Source organism: Glycomyces sp. NPDC050141 (assembly GCF_055586545.1).
The window spans coordinates 25,440-38,335 of sequence record NZ_JBVJHZ010000047.1 but is presented as its reverse complement, the minus strand read 5'-3'; the positions used below and the strand labels follow the sequence as shown (position 1 = coordinate 38,335).

Here is a 12,896-nt window from a genome sequence, read left to right as displayed (position 1 = left end):
GGGTGAGGGGCAGGGTTTTTCTGGGGAGGGGGGGGAGAAAAAAAAAAAGAGGGGGGGGGGGCCCCCCCCCTCCCCCCCCCCCCCCCCTCGGCGAATCCCTGTGGGGGACTAGGACTTGCCGTTGATGGAGACGACGTCGACGACGAAGACGAGGGTCTCGTTCGGGCCGATGACGCCGCCGGCGCCGGCCGCGCCGTAACCGAGGTCCGGCGGGATCACGATGAGGCGGCGGTCGCCGACCTGCGCGCCGGCCAGGCCGTCGTTCCAGCCCTGGATGACCGGGGCCGAACCCAGCGGGGACACCGAGAACGGCTGCGCGCCGCGGTTCCACGACGCGTCGAACTCCTTGCCGTCGGACCAGTTGAAGCCCGCGTACTGGACCGCGACCGAGTCGCCGGCCTTCGCCTCGGTGCCCGTGCCCTCGACCACGTCGTACGTGAACAGGTCCACCGGCGGCTTCTCGCCGCTGGGCACCGTCACGACCGGACGCGAGTCCATCTCGGCCGAGACCGACACCTCGACACCGTCACTGATCTGCACCACGTCAGCATTCCCTTCCTCGGCGGCGCCATCGTCCACGCCGCAACCGGCCAGCAGCGCCGCGCTCACACACGCAGCGGCCACCGGCTTCCAAACTCGACTCAGCAGGCTAGATGCCACCGAGGGAACCTATCACCCGCACCGGCCCCCGTACGCCCTCACGCCCGACCCGAGCGAGCAGCCGCACAACCGGGGCGCCGACTACCCTTGAACGCGACGACCCCGCACACCACCGAGGAACCCGATGACCGACCAGGCCGCCCCCGCCCCCATGCACCCGCTCCGCCGCGCCCTCACGTTCTGGGGCGCGGTCATCGCGCTCCTGTGGCTCGTCCTCATCGCGGACTGGGTCACCCCAGGGCACCTCACGATGTACGGCATCGCGCCGCGCAGCGTCGACGGGCTCACCGGTATCGCCGCCGCGCCGTTCCTCCACGGCGGCGCCGCGCACCTGGCCTCCAACACCGTGCCCCTCGCAGTCATGGGCGTCGTCGCCGCCCTGCGGGACTGGCGCGGCATGTGGATAGCGATCATCGTCTCCGCCATCACCTCCGGGCTCGGCGTCTGGCTCTTCTCGCCGGGCAACTCGATCACCGTCGGCGCGTCCGGCGTCGTCTTCGGGCTCCTGGGGTACCTGCTCGCGCGCGGCGTCGTCATGCGCCGCATCGGGGACCTCCTCATCGGCCTCGCCGTCCTCGCCGTGTACGGGACGACGGTGTGGGGGATCTTCCCGTCCCTGCCGCACATCTCCTGGCAGGGGCACCTGTTCGGGTTCCTCGGCGGCATCGGCGCGGCGTTCATGGCCCGCAACGCCGCCCGCGCGGCCGCGCCCGCGGCATGAGCGAGGCGAGCGGCTTCACCTACACGCGGCGGGGGGACGGGACCGTCCTCATCGTGCACCGCGGGCGCGCCGCCGCGACGCTGCGCGGCGCCCGCGCGGCGAAGTTCCTCGACGAGGTAGCGGCGGGGGACGAGCAGCTCGTCATGGCCCGCTGGACCGGGTCGTACAAGTTCGGCAACGAGCGCGCCGCCCGCCGCCACCCCCGCAACCAGGGACGATAGCCCGCAGGCACCCCCCGGGATTGACGGACGCACCCCCATAGTCCTATAGTGCTAACATCCTAGTGAAATAGAGAAACTTCGTGATCGACTTCCACCTCGAACCGCGCTCGGGCGTCGCCCCGTACATGCAACTCGTCCACCAGGTCCAGCAAGCCCTCCGACTGGGCATGCTCGACGTGGGGGACCAGCTGCCCACGGTCAAACAGGTCGTCGCCAAGATCGCCATCAACCCCAACACCGTCCTCAAGGCCTACCGCGAACTCGAACGCCAAGGCCTCGTCGCACCGCAACCGGGACGCGGCACCTTCGTCACCGCGACCCTCGCCGACGCCAGCCTCGACGCACACGCCGCACTCAAAACCGAACTCCAGCAATGGATCGCCAGCGCCCGCCGAGCCGGGCTCGACGACGACGCGATCCAAGCCCTCTTCGACACCACCGTCAGAAAGGCACCACAGGTGACTCCATGAACACCCCAGTACTGAGCACCAACACACTCACCAAGCGCTACGGCAGACACACCGCGCTCACCGAAGCCACCCTCGACATCCCCGCCGGACGCATCGTCGGCCTCGTCGGCCCCAACGGCGCCGGCAAGTCCACGCTCCTGGCCCTCGCCGCCGGACTCATCCGACCCACCAGCGGCCACATCGAAGTCCTCGGCAGGGCCCCCGCCGCCGACGCGCAACAACTCGCCCGCGTCGGCTTCGTCGCCCAGGACACCCCCGTCTACGCCACCCTCACCGTCGCCGACCACCTCAAACTGGGGGAGCACCTCAACCCCACCTGGGACCGCGAGTTCGCCCAGGCCCGCATCACACAGATCGGCCTCGACCCCGCGAAGAAAGCCGGGCGGCTCTCCGGCGGACAGCGGGCCCAACTCGCCCTCACCCTCGCCGCCGCCAAACGCCCCGAACTCCTCATCTTCGACGAACCCGTCGCCGCCCTCGACCCGCTCGCGCGCCGCGCATTCCTCCAGAACCTCATGGAGTTCGTCGCCGAACTCGAGATCTCCGTCATCCTGTCCTCGCACCTCATCGGCGACGTCGAACGCGTCTGCGACCACCTGATCGTCCTCGCCGAATCCCGCGTCCAAGTCGCGGGGGAGATCGACGACCTCACCGCGAACCACCACCGCCTCGTCGGCCCCCGCGGCACCCTCGACGCCCTCCCCGAAGGCGTCCGCATCATCAGCGCCGACCACACCGATCGCCAGACCACGCTGATCGTCCACAACACCACCGGCCGACCCCTCGACCACCCCGCCGACACCATCGGCCTCGAAGACATGGTCCTCACCTACCTCCACCGCGCCGAAGGCCTCGGCGCCCCGACCCTCCAGGAGACCCGCGCATGATCTGGCTGACCTGGCGCCAAATGCGCGCCCAGACACTGTGGACCCTGGCCGTCGTCGCCGCAGCCGCCGCCTACCTCCTGTACCTCGCCGCCGACATCCGCGACGCCTACCGAATCAACATCACCGACTGCACCACCGGCTGCGACGAGGCCCCACACCTCCTCGCCGACCAGTTCGGGTCCGGACTGCTCCTCATCGGACTCCTCCTCCTCGCCGCACCGGCACTGACCGGCGCGTTCTGGGCCGCGCCCCTCATCACCCGCGAACTCGAGACCGGCACGCACCGGCTCGTATGGAACCAGTCGGTGACGCGCAAGCGCTGGCTCGCGGTGAAACTCGCGCTCGTCGGGGGAGTGAGCGTCCTGTTCACCGGGGCGCTCAGCCTGCTGCTGACCTGGGCGGCGGGGCCGTTCGACAAGGTCGTCGACAGCCGGTTCGAGCCGTTGACGTTCGCGGCGAGGGACCTCGCGCCGTTCGGCTACGCGCTGCTGGCGTTCACGCTCGGCCTCGTCGTCGGCGTCCTCGCCCGCAAGACCCTGGTCGCGATGGCCGTGACGCTGCTGGTCTTCGTCGTCTTCCAGCTGCTCATGGCGAACGTGCTCCGCCCGCAGTTCGCCGAGCCCGTCACCGAGACGATCGCGTGGAACGACGCCAACACGGTGGGGCAGATCGACTCCTTCGGCATCGGACCGCAGGGCGCGGGCATCCAGGAGTACAAGATCCCGGGCGCCTGGGTGGTCTCCGGTTACATCGTCGTCTACAAAGGCGACGGCACCGAGGTCACCGAGACCGATCTCGACGCCTGCGAGACCCAGAACCTCGACCCGGACGAGTGCATGAACGCCCTGGACGCCACCTTCGACGTCACGTACCAGCCCGCCGACCGGTACTGGGACTTCCAGTGGATCGAGTTCGGTATCGCCGCCGGACTGTCGGCCGTTCTCGCCGGGGTCGCGTTCTGGCGCATCCCCCGCGGACTCAACTAGCGGGATTCCCGCAAGTAATAAAGAAGCGAGCGGGTGTCCGGCCCTAGGGCCGGACACCCGCTCAAATCGCTTGCAGCGTCAGCTGGTGATGTCGACCATCCAGTTGATGCCGAACCGGTCGACCAGCGCGCCGAACTCGTCGCCCCACATCTGCTTCTCCAGCGGCATAGTGACCGTGGCGCCATCGCCGAGGGCCTCCCAGTACCCGCGGAGGCGGTCCGCGTCGTCGCCGGAGATGCTGATCGAGATGTTCTGGCCGGGCTTGTGCTCCATGCCAGGCGGCATGTCCGAGGCCATGATCGTGTAGCCCGCGGCAGAGGTCAGCTGGGCGTGCATGACCTTGTCGGCCCCCGGGCCCGGCATGCCGGACTCACCGAAAGTGGACACCTTCAGGTCGCCGCCGAGGACGCTCTGGTAGAACTCCATGGCCTCCCGTGCGTTCCCGTCGAACGAGACGTACGGATTGAGGATCGAACCCATCGCGGGCTCCCTTCATGTCGAAGCGGTCTACCGCCATACTCGCAGCGGCCGCCGACGGCAGGGCCCGAACGCGCGATCCCGGCCTACGCCGCCGAGCGCAGCTTCCACTCGTGGACGAGCAGGCCGAGCACGACCTCGTCGAGGAACTCGCCGACCACCCACGAGGCCTCGCGCCGGACGCCCTCGCGGACGAACCCGTTGGATTCGGCAGCGCGCAGCATCGGGGTGTTGTCGGCCAGGGTCTCGACCTGCAGGCGGTGGAGGCCGTGCACGGCGAACCCGTAGTGGCACAGCGCGGCAACGACATCGGTGGCATAGCCCTTGCCGCGCGAGACAGGCAGCAGCCCCATGCCGATGTGCGCGGCCCGGGCGTGCTTGTCGATGCCCCACAAGTTCGCGGTGCCGACCAGGGCGCCGTCCTCCAGGCTCACCACGGAGAAGTGGACGACGCCTTCCTTCGCGTCGTCCACGGTGAACGGGGTCTCCTTCGAGCCGGGGGTGTACGGCCGCCACGGCTGCCCGGTCGCGCGTGCCGTGGTGAGCACGTCGGCCAGCCCTTCCATGAGCACCGGGATGTCCTCGTCGTGCCGGGCCCTGAGCCCGACCTTCTCACCTGTAAGCACTCACGTTTTCTACCAGACCGTATCCAGCGGTGCCACACCGATTTCCCGGCTCCCTACCGCCGGACCCCGCGAGGCGGGGCCCGGCGGTCCAGTGGACGCTCCGTCGGCGATCTAGCGGAGGGCCCCGGTGCGCTCCCGCACCGTCGCCGCCTCGCTCGCCGCCGTCGCGGCCTCCGGCTCAGCGCTCTTCTTCGCGAACCCGCGCCGGCCCGGCAGGAGCGCGAGGACGATCAGTGTTCCGGCGGCCATGATGACCCCGCCGATGAGACTGGTCTGGGCGACTGCGTGGGCGAAGGCCTGGTGGACGGCGTCCACGGCAGCCTGGGCCTGCTCGGGCCCGACGGAGGGGTCCTGCGCGACCTGGCCCGCGACGGCCAGGCCGCCGCCGACCGAGTCCTTGGCGATCTCCATCGCCTCCGGCGGGAGCCGGTCGCCCACCAGGTCGGTCAGCTCGTCCCGGTAGGCCGTGCCCAGCAGTGAGCCCAGCACCGCGATGCCCAGCGCCCCGCCCAGCTCCAGCGCGGTGTCGTTGACGCCGCCGCCGACGCCCAGCTCGGACTCGGGGAAGGAGCCCATGATCGTGTCGGTCGCGGGGGAGATGGCCAGTCCGAGCGCGAGGCCCAGCATCATCAGCGGCGCCAGGAAGTCCCCGTACGTCGCCCCCTCGTCGATCTGGGTGAGCAGGAACATGCCCGCCGTGCCGATAGCCATGCCGGTCACGACCATCGCCTTCACCCCCAGCTTCGGGGCGAGCATCCCGGTCACCGCGGACCCGAGGAACACCGCACCGCCCAGCGGCAGCAGCCGTACACCCGTGTCCAGGGCGCCGTAGCCGAGGACGAACTGCAGGAACTGCGTCGCGTAGTAGATCACTGCGAACATGCCGAAGAAGAAGAACATCACCGCGAGCATCGAGCCGCTGAAGGGCCGCAGTGCGAACTTTCGGACGTCCAGCATCGGGTGCGGGTGCCGCAGCTCCCAGGCGACGAAGGCGACCAGACCGGCACCGGCGACCACCGCGGCGGTGACAGGGCCGGTGCCCCAGTCGGAGTGCGGGCCCTCGATGGCGGCGTAGATCAGGGAGCCGACGGTGACGATCGACAGCAGACCGCCGACGTAGTCGATCCGGCCCATGCCCTCCGCCTTGGACGGCGGTACCAGGACGAGCGCGCCGAATACGGCGAGGAGGGCGATCGGCACGTTGATCAGGAAGGTCGAGTCCCAGGCGTGGTCCTCGAGCAGCCAGCCGGAGACCAGCGGGCCGACGGCTACCGCTACCCCGGAGGTCGCGGCCCAGGCGGTGATGGCCTTGGCCCGCTCGCTCCGGGGGAAGGTCGCGACCACCAGGGACAGCGTGGCCGGCATGACGACCGCGGCACCGATACCCATGATCGCGCGGGCCGCGATGACCAGTGAGGTCTCGTCGACCATGCTCCCCATCACCGAACCGCCGGCGAAGATCAGCAGACCCAGCACCAGCGCGCCCCGTCGGCTGTACTTGTCGCCGATCGCGCCCAGCACCAGCATCAGCGCCGCGTACGGCACGGTGTAGCCGTCGACGACCCACTGCAGATCACTGCTGCTCAGGCCCAAGTCGGTGGTCATGTCGGGGGCGGCGACGATCAGCGACGTGTTCGCCATCACTGTGATCAGCAGGCTCAGGCACAGCACGAGCAGCGCCCACCAGCGCCGCGCGTAAGGCCCGGTCATGCTCTCCACCGGTGTGTTCGCAAGGAAGGGCATCAGTAGCTCCTGGTAGGGACGGGCGGGTGATCGCTCAAGCGCCCGTCGTGCGGTGTCGTGTTCGGGTTCGCAGGGCTCACTGGTCCGGAGCACCTGCCAGTTCGCGCAGGCGGGTGTTGTTCTCCAGCGCCCACCGCATGGTCCGCGGCGGGCGTCCGAGCAGGGGTTCCAGCTGGTCGGAGAGGACGTCGTACCGCCCGCTGGCGATGAGACTGGTCTGGTTCCTCAGGTGCGTCGCCACGTGCCGGGCCGTACCCGGATCTCCTAGGTCCTTCTGCAGGGCGGTCTCGTCGAGGAAGGCCTCTTGCCAGGCCTCCAGCTCCTCGGGGATGTAGACGACCTCGCGTCCCAGCACGGCCGCGTAGTCCTCGGCGAACCCGTGCATGTCCTTCAGCTCCGGGCCGGTAAGCGAGTAGGACTTCGCGATGTGCGGTGCCGGGTCGACCAGGATGTTGACGCACACCTCTGCCACGTCGTGGACGGCGATGGGCGCGAGCCGCTGGTCGCCGAAGGGCAGGCGCAGTTCGCCGTTGCTCAGCGGGCCCTGGAGCATCCAGGTCAGGTGGGGGTTCTCGGCGAACAGGGTCGCGCGCACGTTGACCGCGGGGAGGCCGGACCATTCCAGCACCCGCTCGCATACCCAGTGCGCCCGCTGCTGCGGCGACCACTCCGTGACCAGTCCGCCGAGCCAGGAGCGCCGCTCCTCTTCCGGTGCGGTCATCTTCTCGAGCGTCATGTACGACTGCTCGTAGTTCGACAGGTGCACGAAGGCCTCGATGCCGCCCTGGGCTCGCGCCGCCTCGGCCATCAAGGTGAGGGCGTCGGCGTAGTACGGCTGCGGGGTCATGCTGAAGTAGACGCGCTTGACGCCCTTCAGCGCGGCGGCCACGTCCGCGGGTTTGAACAGGTCGCCGATGAAGACCTCGGCCCCGGCCTCGCGCAACGACTGCGCGCGTTCGTCGTCCCGCCGCACGAACGCGCGCACGGGGTGGCCCAGTTCGAGCAGCATGTCGATCATCACCCTGCTCACGCCGCCGACGTGGCCGCCGGCGCCGGTGATGAGCATGGGATTGCGTTCGGTCATTGTCGTGTCCTCCATGTGGTTCGGTGTGTCGGTCGTTCAGGAAGCCGAGGCCGCACGCGTGCGGCCGCCCGTTCGGCATTGCGCGTTCAGGTGCGCGCGGGCGTCGTCTGCAGGAACAGTTCGAGCAGCGCCAGCAGCGTCTCGGGAGCGTCCTCGGTCGGGAAGTGGCCGGCGCCCGGGATCTCGACCACGGGCGCGTCGGGGAAGCTGAGCTTGAACGCCGGAATCACGTACTCGGGCAGCAGTGCGGTGTCCCGCATGCCGACCGCCAGCATCGCGGGCACGGCTCGCAGCCCGGCGACGGCTTCCATGGGCGGCGGGCCAGGCGGCGGACCCTGTGGGCCTTCCAGGGCCTGCCGGGGGAAGGCGATGACTCCGCGGGACTCCGCCGGGGTCGGGAAGGGGCTGGAGTACGCGCGGATCCAGGTAGGCGTGGCGATCTCGGGCCGGGCGACGTGCTGCAGGTCGATCATCAGGTGGGCGATGGTGTGACCCGCGTTGCCGAGGATCTGCTCGAACGAACCGTCCGCGATCGCCGACCCGGCCCACTGGAACCACCGGCTCGCGGCGCCGTTGGCCTGCATGAGAGGGCCGATGTCGTCGGTGAGTGGAAGCACCGTGTTCGTGGCGAAGATCCGGGAGATCCGGTCGGGGTGGCGCAGCGCGAGCCCGGTGCCGATGGGACCGCCCCAGTCACGGACCACCAGGGTGATGTCCGTGAGGTCGAGCGTGTCGACGAGCAGCGATTCGAGATTGCGGATGTGTTCGCTCGCGTCGTACGTGCGGTCCTGCGGTGTCTCGCTCTTGCCGAAGCCCATGTGGTCGGGGACGACCACGCGGTGGCGGCGTGACAGCGGCCCGATCAAGTGGCGCCATTCGTAGCCCCACGTGGGCTCGCCGTGCAGCATGACGATCGTCTGGTCGGGCCGTTCGGGGCCCTCGTCGACGTAGTGCTGGCGGAAGCCGGCCGCTTCGTTGAAGCGGGCGGGATACGGCCACGTGCCGTCGAACGTCGCTTCAGCAGCGATCATGGGACTTCGTGCCTTCCTGGGAGTCGGTGGTTTCGATGTCGGTGCGTTCAGCGGTCATCGGACCGGTCCAGCCGCGTGCAGGGCCGCGTCGGTGTCCGCGACGGCCAGCATCCTGTTGATGTCGGCGCCGGCCAGGGCGCCGGCCGCGGCGGAGGCCCCGACCTGGGCGACAAGATCGGTGGCGTTGCCGGCCACCCACACACCCGGCACCTCGGTGATGCCGGACTTGCCGGAGGCGAAACTGCGGCCCTTGTTCGGCAGGTCCTGCAGCGGCAGGCCCAGGCCTTCCAGGCCCTGGGCGCGGATCTGCAGCGGCGCGAGGACCGCGAGGACGCGGCGGGCCACGACCTGGCCGTCGGCCAGGCGCACCCCGGCGAGGGCGCCGTCCTCGCCGTTGACGACCTCGGCGACCGGGGTGTCGATGACGCGGATGCCGCGGGCGGCGAAGCGGGCGCGGCTGTCCTCGTCCAGTTCGGTGCCGTGGGTGAAGTAGGTCAGGTCATCGGTCAGCTGACGGTACAGAAACGCGTGGTCGATGGAGACCGGGCCGGTGGCGAGGACGCCGATGGGCTCATCGCGCACCTCCCAGCCGTGGCAGTACGGGCAGTGCACCACGCCGTGCCCCCAGTGCTCGGCGAGCCCGGGCACCTCCGGCAGCACATCCTTGAGGCCGGTGGCCACCAGGATGCGGCGGGCCGTGATGCTGCGGCCGTCGGCCAGGGCGACGGTGAACCGCAGGTCCCCTTCTGCCGACGGGGCGGCGGGTTCGGCCGCGACCACCTCGCCGCGGACGACGCGTCCGCCGTACTGGCGCACCTGCTCCCGGCCCCGCCGAAGGATCTCGGTCGGCGGGGTGCCGTCCAGGGCGAGGAGGCCGTGCACGGCCTCCGCGGGCGCGTTGCGCGGGGAGCCGCTGTCGATCACGACGACCGAGCGGCGGGATCGGGCGAGGATCAGCGCACCGTTCAGCCCCGCGGCACCCCCGCCGATCACCACCGCATCGACGGTCCCCTCGGCCAGTTCGTCGCTCGTGTACTGCGTAGTCGTCACAGTCATGGTCTTGTGCCTCTCCTTGTCAGTCATGGTTCGGTCAGCCCTTCGAGTTCTGGGTGGTCGAAGGGGGACTCGTTGCGAGGTCGAAGTGGTCCGCTACCGAGCCCATGCCGCGATCCGTTCCGCGATCGCCTCGGGGGCCTCGATGTGCAGGAAGTGGCCGACGTCGGGGACGACCTCCCGCGCGCGGGGGGCGGCGAACCGGTGTCGGTCGTCGGCCCGCTGGGGGAGGATGCAGTCGTCGTCGGCACCGTGGAGTTGCAGCAGAGGCACCGGGAACGGCTGGGAGAGGCGGCGCGCCGCCCGGAGCATGCCGGGTCGCATCATCCCGCGGTAGTACTTTATGGGCGCGGGCATGCTCGCCCGCAGGTGCTCGTGCAGCTCCGCCTGGAGCGCTGGATCGAGCGAGAGCCCGGGGGACCACTGGCGCCAGAGGCGGTCGATGAGGGCGAGATCGCGGGCGCTGACTATCCAGCCGCTTCCGGGCAGTTGGAAGAACCCCATGTACCAGCTCCGGCGGAGCTGCGCGAGGCGCGGCCGACTCAGGAACGTGAGCGGGTGGGGGATTGCGAGCGTGACCGCGCGTTCGATCCGCTCCGGCGCGGTGACGCAGGCATCGTAGGTGATCATGGCGCCCCAGTCGTGGCCGATCAACTCCACGGGTCGCCCGGGAGACCAGCGGTCGATCAGCGCGATCACGTCGCCGGTGAGGTCTGCGAAGTCGAACGGCCCTTCGGTCGGAGACGGCGCGTAACCGCGAAGCCAGGGTGCGAGGACGCGACGTCCGCGGCGGCCGAGCTCGGCGAGGAACGGCTTCGCGGTCGGCGGATGGTCCGGGAAGCCGTGCAGGACGAGCGTCGGTTGACCATCGGGATCACCGCCCTGCAGCGCGTGAAAGGTGCCGTGCGGCAGGTCGAAGGTGACGTGTTCGAAATCCATGGGCTTCAGCTTTCTCCAAGAGCGGTCGGGCGAGCGATGCCGGCTTCGGTATCGGTGTTGGACATGTTCGTCTCCTTCGGGCGCCGGGACTGCGGGTCAGCCGGCCAGTCGGTTGAGCTTGCGGATCTGTGCGTCGAAGGCGCGCGTGGGCACGATCCGGCGCAGGAGGCTGACGCGTGCGGCCATGGAGCCTGCGGTGTAGCGGAGCTTGGGCTTGGCGTCGGTGGCGGCCGCGACGATCACGTTTGCGACCACGTCCGGGTCCTCGGCGGTGCGCAAGGCCGTGGCCAGCACGTCTCGGGCGACTTCCCGCTGTGCGGCGTAGACCGGCAGGGGCGAGTCGGGTGCCAGGCTGCTCGCCTCGAAACTCGTGCTGGTGTAGGCCGGCTCGACCAGCAGCATCCGGACGCCGTGCTCGCGAAGCTCGTGGTCCACCGACTCGGCGTAGCCCTCGACCGCATGCTTGGTAGCGGCGTAGACGGCCATGAAGGGGGCCGGGATCAAGCCGAGTACCGAGGCGACGTTGACCACGCGGCCACTGCCTTGGTCCCTCATGTGGGGCACCACGGCGTTAGTCATCCGCATCAGGCCGAAGACGTTGATCTCGAAGATCTCCTTGACCTGGTCGATCGAGCTCTCCTCGCCGGCGCCGACCGCACCCACGCCTGCGTTGTTGACCAGGACGTCGATCCGACCGAACCGCTCGATCACCTTCTCGACCAGTGAGCGGACCGACTCGTCGCTGGACACGTCGAGGTCGAGGAACGTCACCCCGGCGAGCGGCTCGGCATTCGCCGCGTTGCGGCTCGTGCCGACCACCGCGAAGCCGGCGTCCAATAGGGCGAGCGCGGCCGCCCGCCCGATCCCGGAGGAGGCGCCCGTCACCAGGGCCACCGGGAGCGGTCGGCGACCGCTGCCCTCCACCACGTCGTACTCCGCCATGACTGGCCTCCTGCTCATGCTCGATGAAACCTCTAGAGGAAAGTTCTACCCTCTAGAAGAAAGTTCTATCACGGCAACCGAGGATTCTTCTACCCGATGTAAGCTATATCAATGACCAGGACTCCCACCGCCAGAACGGACCAACGGGCAACCAGGCCCGCCTCACGCCGCGAGGACATCGCGGACGCCGCGATCGACCTGTTCCTCGACCGGGGTGTCGCCGCAACCCGGGTAGAAGACATCCTGACCGCGGCCGGCGTGAGCGTGGGCAGCTTCTACCACCACTTCGGCGACAAGCTCAACCTGGCCGCCACGGTGTACCTGGAATACGTGCAACGCTTCCAGGACGACCTGCTCGCCGAGCTCGACCGCCACACTCGCACCGAGGACACCGTCCGCGCCCTGGTGCTGGCCTACCTGCGGTGGGCCGGGGCCGATCCGCGCGCCATGCGCTACATGCATCATTGCCGCGAGTCCAGCGTCGCCGAGATCTCCGAAGGCGAAGAAGCCCGGCTCAAGCAGGGCTTTTACGGTCGGCTCGCCGACTGGCTCGGCGAACGCGCCGCGACCGGGGAGCTGCGAGCGCTGCCACCCGAGCACAGCCTTGCGCTATGGATCGGACCCGCCGAACAGCTCACTCGGGCAGCACTCGACCCCTCCGGGCATATCGCCGCGCCGGACCCCGACACCCTGGTCGCACACCTCACCCACGCCGAACAAGTCCTCGCCGACGCCGCCTGGGAAGCCCTCCGACGCCCCGGCGACGAAGCCGATCAAGCACGCCAATAGGCGCCAGCGGAAGCCGCCGCAATCACGCCCATCTCAGACGATAAGGACGAGGAGGGCGGCAGACGCACCCTGCACCACAAAACCGACATCAGCGAATTCCGCTCACGCCCACCGGCACCGGCCGAACCGAGAGCCCGACAGCTCCGGTCGGCCCGACGCCCGGCCGCATCCGGTCGTCAGGGCCCGATCGCGCCAATAGGGCGACCGACCCGACGAACGACGCACCGATTCGCGCAAGGCCGTGCCAGGCCCGGAAATATCATTACT

15 protein-coding genes are annotated in these 12,896 nt (G+C 69.6%); 6 read left to right on the top strand and 9 right to left on the bottom strand.

Features of this window, described 5'->3' with window-relative positions; all coding sequences use genetic code 11:
- Positions 1-108 precede the first annotated feature (108 nt).
- On the bottom strand, positions 109-624 hold the full coding sequence (locus tag ACZ60M_RS22350) for an FKBP-type peptidyl-prolyl cis-trans isomerase (protein WP_465420958.1): 516 nt from the start codon (positions 622-624) through the stop codon (positions 109-111).
- A 160-nt stretch (positions 625-784) separates the two neighbouring features.
- On the opposite strand from ACZ60M_RS22350, the gene ACZ60M_RS22345 reads away from it, so the two are divergent.
- The 5 genes from ACZ60M_RS22345 to ACZ60M_RS22325 all read left to right on the top strand — a co-directional run bounded on the left by ACZ60M_RS22345 (position 785) and on the right by ACZ60M_RS22325 (position 3,945).
- Positions 785-1,381, top strand: a complete 597-nt coding sequence (locus ACZ60M_RS22345) for a rhomboid family intramembrane serine protease (RefSeq protein WP_465420956.1) — start codon at positions 785-787, stop codon at positions 1,379-1,381.
- On the top strand, positions 1,378-1,602 hold the full coding sequence (locus ACZ60M_RS22340; protein WP_465420954.1) for a hypothetical protein: 225 nt from the start codon (positions 1,378-1,380) through the stop codon (positions 1,600-1,602). The genes ACZ60M_RS22345 and ACZ60M_RS22340 overlap by 4 nt, the downstream gene beginning before the upstream one ends.
- A gap of 80 nt (positions 1,603-1,682) precedes the next feature.
- Positions 1,683-2,072, top strand: coding sequence for a GntR family transcriptional regulator (locus tag ACZ60M_RS22335; RefSeq protein WP_465420952.1), 390 nt, complete (start codon positions 1,683-1,685; stop codon positions 2,070-2,072).
- Entirely contained in the window at positions 2,069-2,959 is an 891-nt protein-coding gene (locus ACZ60M_RS22330) for an ABC transporter ATP-binding protein (RefSeq protein ID WP_465420950.1), read from the top strand. Before ACZ60M_RS22335 ends, ACZ60M_RS22330 begins: the two co-directional genes overlap by 4 nt.
- Positions 2,956-3,945: an ABC transporter permease subunit gene (locus ACZ60M_RS22325; protein WP_465420948.1), complete on the top strand. Its 990-nt coding sequence runs from the start codon at positions 2,956-2,958 to the stop codon at positions 3,943-3,945. Before ACZ60M_RS22330 ends, ACZ60M_RS22325 begins: the two co-directional genes overlap by 4 nt.
- Positions 3,946-4,023: 78 nt before the next feature.
- Here ACZ60M_RS22325 and ACZ60M_RS22320 read toward each other — a convergent pair whose 3' ends face one another.
- From ACZ60M_RS22320 to ACZ60M_RS22285, 8 genes are all read right to left on the bottom strand, one after another.
- Positions 4,024-4,425: a VOC family protein gene (locus ACZ60M_RS22320; RefSeq protein ID WP_465420946.1), complete on the bottom strand. Its 402-nt coding sequence runs from the start codon at positions 4,423-4,425 to the stop codon at positions 4,024-4,026.
- A gap of 83 nt (positions 4,426-4,508) precedes the next feature.
- Positions 4,509-5,048 carry a GNAT family N-acetyltransferase gene (locus tag ACZ60M_RS22315; protein ID WP_465420944.1) on the bottom strand — a complete coding sequence of 180 codons (540 nt, stop codon included), beginning with the start codon at positions 5,046-5,048 and terminating at the stop codon, positions 4,509-4,511.
- Positions 5,049-5,159: 111 nt separating this feature from the next.
- The gene (locus ACZ60M_RS22310; protein ID WP_465420942.1) at positions 5,160-6,791 is read right to left on the bottom strand and encodes an MFS transporter; all 1,632 of its coding nucleotides are present in this window, start codon (positions 6,789-6,791) and stop codon (positions 5,160-5,162) included.
- Positions 6,792-6,867: 76 nt separating this feature from the next.
- Complete coding sequence (locus ACZ60M_RS22305) at positions 6,868-7,875, bottom strand: NAD(P)H-binding protein (protein ID WP_465420940.1); 1,008 nt, start codon at positions 7,873-7,875, stop codon at positions 6,868-6,870.
- Between the two features lie 86 nt (positions 7,876-7,961).
- Positions 7,962-8,906, bottom strand: a complete 945-nt coding sequence (locus tag ACZ60M_RS22300; RefSeq protein ID WP_465420938.1) for an alpha/beta fold hydrolase — start codon at positions 8,904-8,906, stop codon at positions 7,962-7,964.
- Positions 8,907-8,960: 54 nt separating this feature from the next.
- Complete coding sequence (locus ACZ60M_RS22295) at positions 8,961-9,962, bottom strand: NAD(P)/FAD-dependent oxidoreductase (protein WP_465420936.1); 1,002 nt, start codon at positions 9,960-9,962, stop codon at positions 8,961-8,963.
- A 93-nt stretch (positions 9,963-10,055) separates the two neighbouring features.
- Complete coding sequence (locus ACZ60M_RS22290; RefSeq protein ID WP_465420934.1) at positions 10,056-10,898, bottom strand: alpha/beta fold hydrolase; 843 nt, start codon at positions 10,896-10,898, stop codon at positions 10,056-10,058.
- A gap of 96 nt (positions 10,899-10,994) precedes the next feature.
- Entirely contained in the window at positions 10,995-11,840 is an 846-nt protein-coding gene (locus ACZ60M_RS22285) for an oxidoreductase (protein WP_465420960.1), read from the bottom strand.
- Positions 11,841-11,951: 111 nt separating this feature from the next.
- Between ACZ60M_RS22285 and ACZ60M_RS22280 the strand changes: the two genes are divergently transcribed.
- Positions 11,952-12,629, top strand: a complete 678-nt coding sequence (locus ACZ60M_RS22280; RefSeq protein WP_465420932.1) for a TetR/AcrR family transcriptional regulator — start codon at positions 11,952-11,954, stop codon at positions 12,627-12,629.
- Positions 12,630-12,896: the final 267 nt, after the last annotated feature.